Source organism: Paenibacillus sp. FSL L8-0340 (genome assembly GCF_038593145.1).
Taxonomy (GTDB): Bacteria; Bacillota; Bacilli; order Paenibacillales; family Paenibacillaceae; genus Paenibacillus_AQ.
In genome coordinates this window covers 1,561,322-1,577,659 of the sequence record NZ_CP151967.1, presented here as the reverse complement: position 1 = coordinate 1,577,659, position 16,338 = coordinate 1,561,322, and the positions used below count along the sequence as shown (strand labels likewise).

The following is a 16,338-nucleotide window of genomic DNA, read 5'->3' as shown; positions in this document are numbered from 1 at the left end:
CAGGGCCCTGAATAACCTCCTCTATAGACGTTACTGTATTATTTGCCTGCTGCTTCCAGCGCAGCTTTGATTGCTTCTACTGCTTTGGCGGAAACATCCTTCTCAGCATCATTGGCTCCGAAGGCTGCCGGACGGTATCCGTATTTATGCAGGCCATTCGTGCTGGAAGTGGACTCAATTTCTGTCTTCACCGCAAGCTCAGCCGGTGTTAATAGATATGGGGTCTTCACTTTTCCGGCACCGTCGAGATAATAGACCAGCATCAACACAGGGATATTATTTTTGACAGTAACCATAACATTGACGGATTTGTCGGTACTTGCTCCAATGAAAATTCCATCGAAGTAAGCTGCTTTGTCGGTTTCTACAACTTCTGCTTTACCATAAGCTCTGTCTACGGCAGCTTTCAGTGCATTGCTGCTGCTTGTAGCGCCGGAGATGGCATCTACCGATTGTACACCTTCTCTTGTTCCTGCAGCAAGGAAGCTGGTCGTCAGCTGCGGAATTGCTTTTTGAACTTCAGCATAAGCCGCTTTACCTAAATCCACCATATTCATACCTACACGGGAAAGAGCAACATTCACAATCTTGCCGTTGCGCAGAGTAACGTCTGCTCTGTTGGTTCCTTTATCATAAGCATCACCGAAAGCGGTGAAAGTGCCGTCTTTATAAGTGCCTTGTACTTTGGAAGCATTGGTCAAAGCGTCTGTGAGAGCTGCTTTTGCCGCTTTGGACAAAGCCTCTTGGCCCGGAACATCCGTCAAATCCACGCCTTGTTCAAGCAAACCTGCAGTCAGCAGTCCAACTACAGTTTTTTGTTCAGGTGTCAGCTTGTCATCAGCAATAATTTTGCCGTCAGCTGCAAAGAGACTTACTTTAATGCCGCTTACTTTGTCGGCAGCAATGTCGACCAGCAGCAGAACTTTGTTCTGGTTGTCTACGCCGGCGAATTTGCCTTCAAAATATTGGCCTTCTGCAGGAACTTTCAGCGCCTTCTCGAAAGCTCTTTCTACAGCTTGGTTCCAGCCATGGCTGCTTTCGGTAGCGCCGGAAATACCGTCTACCTTCTCATCATAATTGGCCAAATAAGAACCGTTGGCAAGCAATTTGGCTGTCATTGGTGCATTTGCTTTCACAACTTCTGCATAAGCAGTTGCGCCTCTGTCTACCAGATTGGAACCCAGTCTGTACAGCTTCACATCTACCAGCTTGCCGTTGCGGATAACGATATCGGCTCTTTCCACGCCTACGCTTCTTGCAGTACCGTAGGAAGAGTAGAATCCGTCAACATAAGCGGAAGTGTTGTTGATGAGGGCGTTCTGCTCTGCATCCCAGAATGCCTGGATTGCAGCTTTGGATTCAGCTTCAAATCCGGCTACAGGTTGTGCGGACGAACCGTTTGCGAGCAGGACAGGCGTGATTGCCGCAATCGTTGCAGTTTGCTCTGCAGTGTAGGTTTTTTCATCCACGAAATCTCCGCTTGTTGTCAGCGGATACAGTTTAACCGCAGTCAGCTTGGCAGCATCGTAGGTTGCGAATACCGCATATTTACCTTGAGGGTCGATACCCATGATGTCGCCTTTGAAATAAGTGGCGTCAGCCGGTTTTACTTTCAGCGCTCTTTCAAACGCTCTGTCTACCGACAATTTCCAGCCGTTGCTGGAGCGGGTTGCGCCGGAAACAGCATCCACTGCAGCAGCTCCGACTCTTGTCTTGCCGAGCAGTCTGTCTTTCATCAGACCATATGCCGCCCAGAGGCCGCTGTAATTCTCACGGACATTTCTGTCGATCAGCTTCGGAGATGTTCTCAGCAGATCAATGGAAGCGATTTTGCCGTCTTTAATCGTTACTTTCGCGCCTTCGGTACCTTTGGAGTAAGCATCGCCGTAAGCTACATATACCCCGTCTTGATACACTTCTTGTTGAACCGTTACAGGCTTAGCAGTAGCGGCCGGTTTAGCTGTGGCTGCTGGTTTAGCTGTTGCAGCCGGTTTAGCTGTGGCTGCTGGTTTAGCTGTTACAGCTGGTTTGGCTGTTGCAGCTGGCTTGGCTGTTGCAGCTGGCTTGGCTGTTGCAGCTGGCTTAGCAGTCGCTTTGGGCGTTGCAGCCGGTTTCTTTGTTGCTGCTGGCTTCGCAGCCGCTTTAGGCGTTGCAGCCGGTTTCTTTGTTGCTGCTGGTTTTTCAGTCGCTTTGGGCGTTGCAGCCGGTTTGGCTGTTGCCTTTGGTGTTGCTTCCGGTTTAGCCGTTGCTTCTTCCGAAGCGGCAGAAACCGCATCCACCTTCAAATTCAGTGCAGGTGCATTAATTGTGTAAGCGATTGGCGCAAGCAACAAGGCTGCGCTTACAGTCAAAGAAATCAGTTTTTTCAATGAGTATTCTCCTTTACCATATCCCCAGTAGTATGTAGCACTTTACAGCTGATCTTCCGTTTGGCCGTCTCTCATCCCTTCTTAAGAAGAAGATCCTGCTTCCTCCTAAGAGGTCATCCCCCCTTTCCCGTCCCCCCGTTAGCTATCCCATGCACCATAGAAGAGCTCTTACGAATATCCTATTCAAAAGGTGAAACAATTCACATAGATAGGTGAATTAATTCACATTTATTAGTTCATGTCTGCTAGAGGCAATTTCTGGCTTGATGGTATCAAATCAAAGCTTGGCTTCTCTGTACATAAAATCACACACCCTATTAGAAACATCACTATTTTCATTTTATTTTAATTCAATAATTTTTTTATCTCTCAAATACTCCCATTTACTCCGTCATATGATAATAATGTGATGTCCTGTATTGAACTTACTAAGAGGATTATGATACTTTATAACGATGTCATGTTAATGAAAAGGAGCGTTCACTACGTTGAATCAGCCCTCTATCGGCGTCATTCTCGCCCAAATCGGAACACCTGACGCCCCCACTGCCAAGTCGGTACGCCCTTATCTGCGGAGGTTCCTGTCCGACCGCCGGATCATTGATTATCCCCCTCTGCTGTGGCAACCGCTGCTGCGCGGAGTTATTTTACGGGTAAGGCCACGCCGGTCTGCCAAGCTCTACAGCGAAATCTGGCTCAAGGAAGGTTCCCCGCTGCTGCTTCATTCACAGGCCCAGGTGGCCGGACTGCAAAAGCTGCTCGGCAGCCGTTACCAGGTGGAGCTGGGTCTTGCCTACAGTGAGCCGGGCATGGAACAGGCTTTTGCCAAACTGGAGTCCTCTGGAGTAAACCGGATCATCGTGGTCCCCTTGTTTCCGCAATATTCTTCTACTACCACAGCATCCGTCTACGACGCCGCCTGCTTTGCCGCCCTCGGGCGCCGCAGCGCTGCCGGACCGGTATCCAAACGTTTTGTACCCGCACTCCGGTTTTTGGAAGCCTACTATAATGCACCAGGGTATATCCTTGCCATGAAAGAGCTTTTACTGCGAGAACTACGTAAAATAAACACCAAGCCAGATTACTTCGTGCTGACCTTTCACGGGATTCCCAGCAGGTATGCAGAGACCGGAGACCCCTACCCGGAGCAGTGTCTGGAAACGGCCCGCCTGCTTGCAGAAGCGATGAATTGGGCATCCGGGGATTGGCAAATCTCATTTCAATCCCGTTTTGGCCGCGAGGAATGGATCGGGCCATCTACAGAGGAAGTCCTGAAGGGGCTGGCCGGACGCGGGATTCAGCGGCCGATGATTTTTTCACCCGGACTTGTGACCGATTGCCTGGAGACATTGCATGAGCTTGCTGTGGAAGGAAGAGAGCAATTTGCTGCCGGAGGTGGACAAGCAGACTCCTTCCATGCCGCCCCCTGTTTGAACGACAGTGAAGAATGGCTGGACTTTCTGGCACTAAAGGTCAGTGAGAATGCTCAAGGCTGGCTGAAGGAAGCTGTATTATAGTGTATTTGAACCCATAGTAAATAAAGGATCTATATAGAATGAACTTGAAAATATACATTTAGGGAAAAGTAGCGGAGGGGAATTTTGGAACTGGAGGAGCGATAGCGTCCGCCTGAAAGCTTTCCGCAGGAAAGCTCACTTCGGAAGCATGGGCAAGGTTTGGATTTCTACCGCGATTCGCGGTTAAAATCAGGAAATCCAAACCTAACAGCGGCCGGAAGTCCAAATATTCTCTGGAGTCACGGCCAATCCCAAAATAGAAGAATTATAAGTTCAATCTATCTATCAAAGAAATAAGCCGCCCCTTGCGCAGATGAACACTGCGGACAGGGCGGCTTATTAAATGCGGTTATGATAGAACTGTGCACCAATCTCATGCAGTCAGTTGTTTGTATTTGGAGGTCAGTTCCTCAAACCATTGTTTGTCCTGGAGGGACAGTGCAAAATCAATCAGTTCGGCAATTTCTCCCGGCTGCAGTTCCGGTGAATCATTAAAGCTGACTTCCGCAGATACCGTTGCCGCTCCATCTGCGCCTTCGGTAAAATCATAGGAGAAGCTGAGCTTGATGTCACTCTCCAGAAATTCATTGCGCAGGAAGTAGAGCACTTCACACATCAGAACCGGTCTGACATGATTGTCGAAAACACATTCCATAACTTTTGCCCAGTAATGCTGGTTGTTGAGATGCAGCTTGTCATTCGTTAAGAGATATTGTTCTCCTTGAAAATCATTCACAAATCTCAACTCAAGCGGCTCCATTTTAAAAATACCGGCAATTTGCTTTATAGTAATATTCACGATGTCCTGCGTTTCTAATTTGATCATCTCATCCACCCCGTTCCATATATTTGAACTTTCAATCATTTTGTCTGATAATCACGATTTGGCAATAATTTTAATTAATTTATAGGTATTATCGTCTATTTTCATTATTTTGTTAATGTTTTTCATTAAAATTTTATAATAATTAGTTTCAATATGTGATGAAATGGTTAAATATATGCCCTCAAATCTAAGAGAATACCTTTCCCCTGCGACTTCCGACTCAAAAAAGGGCTTCCCCCTCATGTTGCCGCACACCGCCATATAAGGACCAATTTCATAGCGAAATGGGGTGTCTCTGTCTGCATTCAGACTAAGAGACACCCCATTTAGTAGAGCGCATTCTATTTAATTGAAACTAGTCACTGTAAGATTAAGACCGCCTTAGCAAAATAATGTTACCAGCTGGATTCCCTCTTCCGGAGAGATGCGTACCAGTCCTTTATCCGAAATCCGTAAGGTGGGAATTACAGCAAGCGCAAGCAGTGACAACGTCATAAAAGCATAATTCAGTGTGCAGCCCGCATCGTACAGAGCTTTGCTGATAGCAGCGGACTGGGCGGCTGCGGTCTCAAACGGTTCTGCGGACATAAGTCCGGCAATCGCAAGCGGGAATAAGGTCGTGCCGCCGCCGGTAATTACAGCCACTCCACCCTGCGCTTCAGCTACAGCTCTGGCTGCCTTGGCCATCAGTTCATCATCGTTGCCGATGATCAGCACATTGTGGCTGTCGTGGGCAACGGTCATGGCGATTGCCGCCGGTTCATGGAAGCCAATCCCCTCCACAAGCCCGACCGATTTGTTGCCGGTTCCTTTATGCCGTTCGAATACAGCGATTTTGCATAGGCCGTCTCCCACCTGCAGCTTGCCGTCCTTCACAGGACGCTGCACAATGAGTTCACCGGTCTCCACATGGTTCTCAATGACCTTAATGACCCGGACAGCAACATTGCCCGACTCCACGGGAGCATGGATAATAAAATCATCCGGAACCGGAAGCTGCGGCAAATGAACGGACGCCCGCACTTCCTGCGGGTAGGTGAATGCCGGCAGCGAGGCCGTCATGATGCCATTCTCGGCCACGACCACACCTGCGGCAATAGTCATAACGACGTTGACATCGGCCAAATTTCCGTCCAGCAAAATAATATCTGCACAGGAGCCCGGAGTAATTGAGCCGATATCGCGGGCTACCCCGAAGCGCTCGGCGGTATTGATCGTTGCCATCTGGAAGGCAGTGACAGGCTTCACACCCTGGGAAATGGCATGGCGCACCACAAAATCCATATGGCCTTCATCCCGCAGTGATTCCGAGCTGCGGTCATCGGTAACGAGCATCATCCGGCGCGTGTCCAGCCCGTGTTCGGTATGCGCTGTGATCGTCTTCGCTACATCATGCCAGGCGGAACCGCGGCGCATTTTGGCATACATCCCCAGACGGACACGCTCGATCACATCTTCTGCGGTAACACACTCATGGTCACCGGTTACACCCGCTGCCGCATAGACCGGTAGTCTCCAGTCACTGGACGGCCAGGTAAAATGCCCATCCACATATCTGCCGGCCCGCAGCGTAGCCTGGATCTCGCCGAGCATTTTCTCATCGCCGTAGACTACACCCGGAAAGTTCATCACCTCACCGAGGGCAATGACATCCGGGCCCCAGGTATAAGCCTCCGCCACTTCCTCCGGTCCGATAGAAGCGCCGGTTGTCTCGAATTCAGCTCCCGCCGAAGGCACACAGGACGCTACCTGCATATAAGCGGCAAGCGGTGTGCCGCGCATCTCATCCAGCATCAGCTTAATGCCCTTTAGTCCGAACACATTGGCAATCTCATGTGCGTCGAAGAACCCGCCAGTTGTCCCGAGCGGCAGGACCGCACGGGCAAATTCCGTTGCTGTCAGCTGTGTGCTCTCAATATGACAATGTCCGTCAAGCAGTCCCGGAGCGATATATCTGCCGGCTGCATCAATGACCTGCGTGCCTGCTCCTATCGTGTGCGAAACATCCTTGCCGACATAGGCGATGCGTCCCCCCTGTACCGCAACAGACATTCCCTCCAGAATTTCACCGGAGATTACATTGACCAGCTTCCCGCCGGTTATTACCAAAGATGCCGGCTGATCGCCGCGGGCTGTAGCCACAAGCTCAGGCACACAATCCGCCAAAGGTTTTCTAATATAAGTCACGACTTCCACTCCCCTCCGATATCTTGCATATAGCTACAAACTGAGTTACAGCGTTAAACAACTATGACCTTTTATTTCAAGCGGAAACGGCTTCGCCGTCCTTAAAAGGACGGTATCCGTTTCAGCGGGAAATAGAAGGATAATTTATAGCCTGAAGCATATAAATTTTAAGAAAAACGGCCTTACTGTCCTTTGCAGGACGCAAGCCGTTTCTTGGTTAAAGCGCGGGCCGTCCGTTTAATCCGGACAACACCTGTTCCCTACATTCGACCGGCTGCAGTATTCAACCGATTATCTTACTTTTGCATCATATACGTCAAGTGCCGCCTGAACGCCAAGCCCGGCGGGAACAGCATGCCCATGCCGCAGCAGCGCCCCCTCCAGCGCACCGAGCAGGCGCAGCACATTATTCTCCCGGCAGCTGAAGCCCATCGTGCCGATGCGCCAGATCCGCCCTTTTAACGGCCCGAAGGAACTGGCAATCTCAATGCCGAAGCGTTCCAGCAGCATCGTCCGCACGCCTTCCCCGTCAACGCCCTCCGGAATCAGCACACAGGTCACCACCGTAAGTTTGCTCTGCGGATCTCCGTACAGCTTCAGCCCCATTGCCGTAAGTCCGGCTACTAGCGCCTCTTCATGCAGCGCATGCCGCGCATGCCGTGCCTCCAGCCCTTCCTCAAGCACCAGCCGCAGGCCTTCGCGCAGCGCATAAAGCATGGAGGTCATCTCTGTATGATGATTCAGCCGCTGAGGGCTCCAATAATCCTGAAGCATTCCCAGGTCAAAATAATTGCTGCGCACAAAATCCAGCGCTTCAGCCCGGACCTCACCGGTCCTCAGGCCACGCTCCACCCGCTTGCGCTTCAGGAGCTTGGCCTCCGCCCGTGCATTGTACGTAACCGGAGCCATGCCCGAAGGAATGGACAGGCATTTCTGCGTGCCGCCGATCACGGCATCCAGCATCCAGGCATCTGTCTCCACGGGCACACCTCCGATCGTTGCCACTGCATCCACAATCAGCAGGGCATCCTGCTCACGGCAGGCCCGCCCGATGTCAACCAGCGGCTGCACACGTCCCGTGGAAGTCTCTCCATGTACGATTGCCACGATATCAGGCTTGAAGCTCTTCATGGCTGCAATCACTTCCTCGGGGTCAAACACGCAACCCCATTCCTTCTCAAGCGTCAGCACCTCTGCCCCGCAGCGTTCGGCTATTTCATGCAGCAAATGGCCAAAGCGGCCAAAAATCGGGATCAGCACCCGGTCCCCCGAAGCAATCAAACTGACCATTGCCGCTTCAATTCCGGAGCGTGAAGTGCCGTCCACAGGGAAAGCCCATTGATTGTCCGTAACGAACAGTTCCCGCAGCATCTCCATCGTTTCATTCATAATACCCGTAAATTCGGGATCGAACTGTCCCAATACCGGAAAAGACATGGCCCGCAGCACGCGCGGATCGACTTCCACCGGGCCCGGGGTCATAATGCACCGCAGAGACGGCGACAAATCTTCGTACCGCTTCATAATCATCTCTCCCTAGGCTAACTCAGCTCTCTTTATAGGCTAATTCATATAACATAGCTGTTAAGACATCCAGCCCGGTTGCCAGCTCCTCCGGCGACGAGTATTCATCCGGGGAATGGCTGATTCCCGCCCGGCTGGGCACAAAAATCATGGCTGTCCGGCATCCGGATGCAAACAGCTGGGCATCATGCCCTGCTCCGCTGATCATGGTACGGAAGGTTCTTCCCTGACTCAGGCAAATCTGCTCCAGCGTTCTGCTCAGGTCTTGATCCATAGGCACAGGCGCTGTGGACAACGTCGTGACCACTTCCAGCGCCAGTCCCCGTCTGGCTGCAATGTCCTCAAATCCGGCCAACACTCCAGAACAGAAGCTCTCCAGCCTTTTCGCCTCACTGTGGCGGATGTCCAGCGTAAACTGCACGTCCCCCGGAATAACATTGGGTGTGCCCGGGTAAACCTCAAGCCTGCCTGAAGTGGCTACCAGCGGATCTCCGGCTTCCACCGCAGAGCGTTCCAGCTCCAGCAGCATTTCCGCTGCACCGGCAAGCGCATCCCGCCGGTGCAGCATCGGCGTTGTGCCGGCATGATTGGCAGTCCCGCCGACCTTAACGGTAAAGCGCCTCTGTCCGGCGATGGCCTGCACGACCCCAATCTGCAGCGCGGATTGTTCCAGCACAATTCCCTGTTCAATATGCAATTCGACAAAAGCGCCGATATCTGTTCTGGCTGCCGTTTGTCCTGCCGCAACAGCTTTATGATCTCCGAGATCCCGGAGATCTCCTGGCGGGTGCTCCGAGCTTAAACCGCAGGCCTCCATTGCTGATTTTATCGTTACACCCTCTGAATCGGCGGCAGTCTCAGCTTCGCTCCCATCATACAGGCCCGTAACATGGCCCGAGCCCCAGAAGGTCAAGGGAAACCTGCTGCCTTCTTCTTCGCTGAAGGATACAACCTCCAGGGTCTGCAGCGGCTGCCCGAAGGTCTGCTGCAAATAATTCAGAGCCGTCATGGCGGCGGCTACTCCATAAGCGCCGTCATATTTGCCGCCGTTCAGAACCGTATCAATATGAGATCCGGTTAATATCACTTTACTGTCCGGTTGTGATCCGCCGAGCCGTCCATAAACATTCCCCACCCTGTCTGTCCTGACCGCCAGGCCCATCCCGGCCATCCGCTCCTGCAGGAGCTGCTGGGCCTGAAGCCATTCCGGTGTGTACAACAGTCTGGTAACCCCGGGTCCGGGGGCGCTGAAAGCGGCAAGCTCCTCCAGCAGCAGCAGCATCTCCCGGGCCGGTGCCTGAATCAGCGGCGTATTCATATAGAGGGCTCCCCTTCATATATCCGCAGCCATTCCCCGCCGCCTTCGGCCACCACACCTTGTTCCGCGTTGTAGACAACCGTACCCCGGCTGAGCGTTGCCATTACCTTGCAGGACAAGGTCATTCCGGTATAAGGACTATGTTTATGACGGTATAACAGATCTTCTGCCGCCAAGGTATAGGAGTGATCCGGATTCAGCAGTACCAGATCGGCATCCAGCCCGGGTGCGATTGAGCCTTTACGGTGATCCAGTCCGAAACGCCGCGCCGGAAGTCCTGACAGCAGCGCAGAAATCTGAGTAACTGGCAGTCCACGCACATTTACCCCTTCGTGGAACATCAGTTCCAGGCTGCTCTGTGCGCCGGAAATACCGCCCCACGCTTCAAAAAAAGACAATCCGGGAGCAAGCTTAAGCTCTGTCGGACAAGGCGAATGGTCCGAGGCGATGAGATCGATTTTACCGTCTGCGAGTACCTTCCACAAGCTTTCTTGTTCCTCCAGGCTGCGCAGCGGGGGTGCACATTTGGCCAGCGGTCCCAGTTCCTCCATACTATCCTCATTCAGGATGAGATAGTGGGGGCAGGTTTCCACAGTAACATCTAGGCCGCGCAGCTTGGCAGCATGAATCATATCAATCGCGGCAGAAGTGCTGATATGCACAAAGTGCAGCCTGCAGCCGGTTCGCTCACTGTATAGCAGCGCTCTGGCTACCGCCTCCAGCTCAGCTTCCGCCGGGCGGGAAGCGGCAAAATCACGCGCTCCAGTCCGCCCGCTGCGCAGGGCGTCGGCCGACAACGCCGCCGTCAACTCCTCACTCTCTGCATGCAGTGCAAGAATGCCGCCAAGCGCAGCAATTTTCTTCATCCCTTGGTACAGCGTATCATCGTCCACCTCGCGGAATCTCCCCTCCCCTTCACCGCCGGGGTTGGAGATAAAAGCCTTAAAACCAGTAACCCCTGCCGCTGCCAGCTGCTCCAAATCTTCCAGATTACCGGGAACGAGTCCGCCCCACAGCACATAATCCACTGCAGAGTTCCCGGATGCGGCTTCTGCCTTGAGCTGCAGTGCAGCTTGATTGACCGTTGGCGGGCTGCCGTTCAGCGGCATATCCGCATAACAGGTGATGCCTCCTGCCGCCAGCGCCGCCGAACCGGTACGGAAGCCTTCCCAATGGCCCAGTGCCGGTTCATTGAAGTGGACATGCATGTCAATCATGCCCGGCAGCACATATAGCCCTTCCGCATCAAGGATGCGGGTATCCGCACCTGCCGCAAGCTGCTTGCCGAGGGCAGCGATCTTGCCGTCCTTCACCCCGATATCCAGCTTAAGCACTTCCCCGGGGAGCACTACATCTCCATTTTTGATGATAAGCTCATAGGTTTCTTCCATGAATCGGTCACCCCCGGTCATCTGATCTTGATCTTTATGATTTCATTAGCTTCCCCGGTACGTGCTATACCCTCCGGGAGCCACCAGCAGCGGAACATGATAATGGGCGGAAGAATCAGTTATATTGAAGCGGATCGGGATTTGTTCGAGAAAGAAAGGAGCGGCGCCATCAGCACTGTTCCCTTCTCCGGAGGCTTCAAACGGCAAACCGCTGCTGCGAAAATAATCTCCGGCCATAAACAGCAGCTCATAGGTGCCGGCTGCCAGTTCTGCACCTTCCAGCAGCGGAGCGTCCAATCTGCCATCGGCATTCGTTACGGCTTCACGCAGCAGTGAAGCTGCCCCGTCTTCCAGCCTCCATAGCTGAAGTGCTATCCCGGCAGCGGGGATGCCCCCGGACAGGTTGAGAACGTGGGTAGTCAGCCGCCCGCTCATGCCGGAATTTCTCCGGGAACCACGGTACTAACTATAATCCGGCATGGCAGTCCATCCCGCAGATATATCCTGCGGAGCATGCACCGGCCCCCGTCCTTCCAACCTGACTTCAGCAAGCGAGATATATCCATCATACGGATGCCAGCCCATTGCCAAGCTTTTTCCGTTGGATTTTCAAAGTTGAAGTTATTGGAACCCTTCGTTCCATGCTTTATTAGTTCAATCCGATGTTTAATCCAATGTCCGTCCAGTGGTCTGTTCAGTTGTCTGTTCAGTTGTCTGTTCAGTTGCTCATTCAATTGCTCATTCTGCCGTCTTTTGGCGTGTATCTTCATCCGTTCCGGCATGGCTGATCCCTCCTGCGGGTTGTGTAGTGAATGCAGCATTAATTCTCAAAGATGCAGTTTTAGCTGCATCGTTTTAAATGCATCATTTTTCTTCCGTTATCAGGTCGCGGAGCCGGAAGCTGGTGATTTTGCCGATTTCGTAGAGCGCCTGCTCCCATTCCTCCGCCACTGAACGGTTGACCCGTTCCCCGATCGCTTCTATGATGTCATCCTTGTTTTTACCGCGTACAGCGAGAATAAAAGGAAAATGAAACTTCTCCGTATACGCCGCATTCAACCTGGTCAACCGCTCGAACTCATCAGGCGTCAGCTGATCCAGACCTGCCCCCTGCTGTTCTGCCGCCGACAGCGGCGTAACCTGCAGCCGTGTGGCCAGATCAGGATGGGACCTCAGCAGCTCCTCAATCCGGCTTCGCTCCGCACTTCGCGCCGTTTCCAGCATGACACCGTGCAGCTGTTCCACGGACTGAAAAGGAATGTACCCGTAAGCCCCCTCTGCCACCCAGGGTGAATGCTCAAATATCCCTCCAAGGGTTTTCACAAATTCCTCTTTGCCAAGCCCATTAATCTTATCCAGCGTTAAAAAATCATCCGGCACAGTCATCGGTCCACCCCGCTTTCTATCGCTTTGTTTACTGCACGCAAGATCCCGCCATAACCCGTGCAGCGGCAAATATTCCCCGACAGCGCTTCTTCCACTTCCTCCTGCGAAGGCGACGGATTCTCCTCCAGCAGGGCGACTACCGAGATCACCATCCCCGGTGTGCAGTAGCCGCACTGAAATCCTCCCTCTTCCAGAAAAGCACGCTGCACGGGATGCAGCCCCGCTTCGCTGAGCCCTTCAATAGTTGTAATCTTCGCTCCCTCGCATTGATAAGCCACCGTCAGGCAAGAGTTGACCGGCCGGCCGTCGATCAGAACCATGCAGGCTCCGCAGCGGCCAATTTCGCAGGATCTTTTGGTTCCGGTAAGCTCCAAATCCTCGCGCAGAATGCTCAGCAGCCGGCGGGCCGGCGGAACCTCTGTAGACAACTCTTGGCCGTTGATGTTGCAGTTCAGTGTGAACCCCGCCCCGGTATCACTCGCTGCCTGCTGTGGTGCAAGCCCGCGTTGACTATCCTTGATGTCCAATTCGTAGTTATCCGACATGCGTCTTCACCGCCTTCTGCGGAATAAACGGCGTAGCCTGCAGCCATTCAGGCTCGATCGGCAGCCGGTTGACCCGTTTGCGGACCGCCTGGAATACAGCAGAAGCGACTGCGGGGGCCAGATTGACCGAACCGACTTCCCCAATGCCGCGGGGGCCGTAAGTATCATGCTCCGGTAAATCTTCAATCGGCTGCACCTGGATGCTGCCGTTCATATCGACAATCGTAGGAACCAGATACGTATCCATGTTCTTCGTTACATAGCTACCGCCAGCCATTACCGCATCTTCCGTTAATGTAAAGCCGATGGCCATACTGCTGCCGCCTTCAATCTGTCCCAGATAGCCTTGCGGATTGGCAACGGGACCTGCCGCTACCGCATGATACTGATCGGTCACGCGGACCCGTCCGGTCAGCAGATTGATCTCCACCTTAACCGCGATGGCGGAATACGTGTACAGAAAATGGGCACCCACCCGTTCCAGCTTGGTGGTCGGATATTTGAACACTGTCTCACAGACAATCGGCTCTGTGATGCTGCGCGCAAGCTCGGTATAGGACAGCAGCAGCCCGCCATCCTTATGCCGGATTCCTCCGGGGCCGGGCTTCAAGCCTTCAACCGCTGCTCCCGTCCTGGCCGCTGCGGCTTCCAGCAGCCGGGCTGTAAAATCCGGATGCAGCCGCTTCAGCGCCATCCACATCATGCTTGTGGAGCGGGAAGCAGTGCTGGAGCCACTGTCCGGCACTACATCCGTATCGCCAATGACGATCCTAAGGTCATCTGCGGCAAATCCGTACTGCTCGATCAGCATCTGCTCCATTGTCGCTATCAGCCCTTGGCCGAACTCCTCGTAACCGAAGACCGCCTCGATCTTGCCGTCCAGTGCCAGCGACAGCCGTCCGCCTCCCGGATCGGGAATACCGTAACCGAGGCCAGCGCCGTGCATGGCGATCGCCGCGCCGGTGCCGGTCACAATCCACGGCTCCTTCGGCATCGCAGCCGGAATACCTGGAGCCTCTGAATCATCAGCTCCAGTATGAGGCAACTCCGCTTCCTGCATCAGCGGAGATGCCGCCAGCGCCTCCCACACCTGCATCGCCCCGTGCGTCTGGGCGATCTCCTGCCCAAGCGGCCCTGGATCGCCATAGCGCCGCAAGTTCCGGCGGCGCAGCTCCCACGGATCCAGATTCAACCGTTCAGCGAGGCGGTCTACCTGCCCTTCCAGGGCAAAGATCGCCTGATTGCCGCCAAAGCCGCGGAATTCACCGGATACGCCATTGTTCGTATATACCGCAAAGCCCTCCACCTCCACATGGCGGATCTGATAGGGACCTACCACATGCTCTGTGGCAAAATTCAGCACTTCCGCCCCCAGTGTCGCATAGGCCCCGGTATCGGAAATAATCCGCACCTGATGGGCAATGATCGTCCCCCCGCTGTCGCATCCGGTCTTCATTGTAATCTTCATGGGATGGCGCTTCAGCCCGGCGCGCACCGATTCCGCGCGGGAATTATGCAGCCGGACCGGACGCCGGGTACGCAATGCGAGCAGCGCTCCATACGGCTGGACATTCAACTCGTCTTTGCCGCCGAACGAACCGCCGATCGGACTGGAAATGACCCGGATATCCTCCTCCGGGAGATTCAGTATCCGCGACAGCTGCCTGCGGTCCATCAGACCATGCTGTGTCGCTGAGTAGACCGTAAGCCTGCCGTTTGACTCCGGGATAAACAATCCGCCTTCGGTCTCCATGTACGTATGCATCTGGCGCGGCGTCCAGTAGGTCTCTTCCACAACATGGGCACAGCCTGCGAACGCCGCTGCCGGTTCGCCCTTGCGGTATTCCGTATGATGAAGCACATTGCCTTCTTCATGCAGCAGGATTGCCTCGGGCTTCATGGCTTCCTCAGCATCCTCCAGCAGCGGCAGCAGCTCATAGTCCACTTCAATCAGCGAAAGCGCATATTCGGCAATTTCGTCGCTGTCCGCAGCTACAGCGGCAATGGCGTCGCCAGTATAACGCACCCGGTCGCTGCAGAAGACCGGCTGATGCGGCAGGGCAATGCCAAAGCCGTTCAGCCCGGGCACATCCTCATGGGTAATGACCGCATGTACTCCAGGAACCTCAAGCGCCTTTGCCGTGCGGATAGACAGAATACGGGCATGAGCCTGATGGCTGCGCAGCACCCGTCCGGTCAGCATCCCTTCGGCACTCATGTCGGTTAAATACTGCAGCTTGCCGGATACTTTCCCCTGCCCGTCGGGCCGTGTACGCCAGCGGCTTCCGCTGGATTCCTTGTTCAGCAGCATTTCCCCTCACCCCAATCCACCTAATTTTGTATAACAATTACTTTCCTCCGCCTGCTTTCAAGCCCTTCCACAATTCAGAAACGATGAGATTGCCCGCGGTTTTCCGCTTATAGGCTTCGGTGGCAAAAGGATCGCTATATGTGTCAAAACTGTTCTCCACCGCCTCGTACACTGCGGCCATCAGACTGTCGCTGTAGACAGCACCCTCCAGAAGCGCTTCAGCCGCCGGAAGCCGCTGTGGTCTGCCGGTACCTCCGCCTGCTGCAATGCGGACACCGCTTAGGCTGCGGCTTGAGGCATCGAAAGATGCCGTAACAGCTATGGTAACGAGCGAGGCTGTAAAGGCATCCCGCCGCCCCACCTTACGAAAGATCTCCAGCTCACTCTGCCCCCCGTGTTCATGGCCTGGCGAAGGAAAGCGGATCCCGGCAAGAAGTTCTGCTGCCGGCTTCTCTCCGCTCCAGCGGCGTTTCAGCCAGGCCTCGACAGGCTGCACCGAAAGGAATTTGCCGTCGAAGGAGGCCACTTCAGCATCGTAAACCAGCAGCGCCGGGAGAATATCTCCATAACCGGAAGATATATTGCCGCCAAGTGTAGCCAGATTGCGCACTGCGGGTGCGGCGATGTTGCGCGCCGCCTCCTGCACCGCCGGAGCAATCTCCCGCAAATCCCTGTTCCCTCGGCATTGCGACAACGAAACCAGAGAACCTATAGTTAAATAATCTTCGGCGAGTCCAATTTCACCCATCCCGGCGATATTCCGCAAATCAATCATCTGCCGCGGCAGAGGAGCCGTCCCCGCTTCCCATTGCGTCCGCAGCAGCGTTCCGCCGGATACATATACGGCTCCTTCGCCTAATATCGTCTTCAGCTCCCATGCCTCCTGCAGGCTGCGGGGCTGATACACTCCCGGAGGAGCCGGCTTTTCACTCCATATAGCTCCCATCACTTCCGCCTCCTCACC

13 protein-coding genes are annotated in these 16,338 nt (G+C 54.0%); 1 reads left to right on the top strand and 12 read right to left on the bottom strand.

Annotated features, from left to right (window positions below):
• Nucleotides 1–38: 38 nt before the first annotated feature.
• Nucleotides 39–2,369, bottom strand: a complete 2,331-nt coding sequence (locus tag NST07_RS07265; protein WP_342481291.1) for an FMN-binding protein — start codon at nt 2,367–2,369, stop codon at nt 39–41.
• Between the two features lie 488 nt (nt 2,370–2,857).
• Between NST07_RS07265 and hemH the strand changes: the two genes are divergently transcribed.
• Nucleotides 2,858–3,886, top strand: a complete 1,029-nt coding sequence (hemH, locus tag NST07_RS07260) for a ferrochelatase (protein WP_342481290.1) — start codon at nt 2,858–2,860, stop codon at nt 3,884–3,886.
• 373 nt (nt 3,887–4,259) lie between these two features.
• Here the strand turns inward: hemH and NST07_RS07255 are convergent, their stop codons facing one another.
• The 11 genes from NST07_RS07255 to NST07_RS07205 form a co-directional block, all read right to left on the bottom strand.
• Nucleotides 4,260–4,712: a hypothetical protein gene (locus tag NST07_RS07255; RefSeq protein ID WP_341090798.1), complete on the bottom strand. Its 453-nt coding sequence runs from the start codon at nt 4,710–4,712 to the stop codon at nt 4,260–4,262.
• A gap of 381 nt (nt 4,713–5,093) precedes the next feature.
• Nucleotides 5,094–6,908, bottom strand: a complete 1,815-nt coding sequence (locus NST07_RS07250; protein WP_341090797.1) for an adenine deaminase C-terminal domain-containing protein — start codon at nt 6,906–6,908, stop codon at nt 5,094–5,096.
• Between the two features lie 282 nt (nt 6,909–7,190).
• Nucleotides 7,191–8,423, bottom strand: coding sequence for an alanine--glyoxylate aminotransferase family protein (locus NST07_RS07245; RefSeq protein ID WP_342481289.1), 1,233 nt, complete (start codon nt 8,421–8,423; stop codon nt 7,191–7,193).
• Between the two features lie 22 nt (nt 8,424–8,445).
• Entirely contained in the window at nt 8,446–9,741 is a 1,296-nt protein-coding gene (locus NST07_RS07240) for a Zn-dependent hydrolase (protein ID WP_341090793.1), read from the bottom strand.
• Nucleotides 9,738–11,132 carry an allantoinase gene (locus NST07_RS07235; RefSeq protein WP_342481288.1) on the bottom strand — a complete coding sequence of 465 codons (1,395 nt, stop codon included), beginning with the start codon at nt 11,130–11,132 and terminating at the stop codon, nt 9,738–9,740. Before NST07_RS07235 ends, NST07_RS07240 begins: the two co-directional genes overlap by 4 nt.
• 45 nt (nt 11,133–11,177) lie before the next feature.
• Nucleotides 11,178–11,567, bottom strand: a complete 390-nt coding sequence (gene uraH, locus NST07_RS07230; protein ID WP_341090791.1) for a hydroxyisourate hydrolase — start codon at nt 11,565–11,567, stop codon at nt 11,178–11,180.
• Complete coding sequence (locus NST07_RS07225) at nt 11,564–11,914, bottom strand: hypothetical protein (protein WP_342481287.1); 351 nt, start codon at nt 11,912–11,914, stop codon at nt 11,564–11,566. The genes uraH and NST07_RS07225 overlap by 4 nt, the downstream gene beginning before the upstream one ends.
• Before the next feature lie 82 nt (nt 11,915–11,996).
• Nucleotides 11,997–12,518, bottom strand: a complete 522-nt coding sequence (gene uraD, locus NST07_RS07220) for a 2-oxo-4-hydroxy-4-carboxy-5-ureidoimidazoline decarboxylase (RefSeq protein WP_341090787.1) — start codon at nt 12,516–12,518, stop codon at nt 11,997–11,999.
• Nucleotides 12,515–13,063, bottom strand: a complete 549-nt coding sequence (locus NST07_RS07215) for a (2Fe-2S)-binding protein (RefSeq protein ID WP_342481286.1) — start codon at nt 13,061–13,063, stop codon at nt 12,515–12,517. The genes uraD and NST07_RS07215 overlap by 4 nt, the downstream gene beginning before the upstream one ends.
• Nucleotides 13,053–15,374, bottom strand: a complete 2,322-nt coding sequence (gene pucD / locus NST07_RS07210) for a xanthine dehydrogenase subunit D (protein WP_341377650.1) — start codon at nt 15,372–15,374, stop codon at nt 13,053–13,055. Before pucD ends, NST07_RS07215 begins: the two co-directional genes overlap by 11 nt.
• A 37-nt stretch (nt 15,375–15,411) precedes the next feature.
• On the bottom strand, nt 15,412–16,320 hold the full coding sequence (locus NST07_RS07205; RefSeq protein ID WP_342481285.1) for an FAD binding domain-containing protein: 909 nt from the start codon (nt 16,318–16,320) through the stop codon (nt 15,412–15,414).
• Nucleotides 16,321–16,338: the final 18 nt, after the last annotated feature.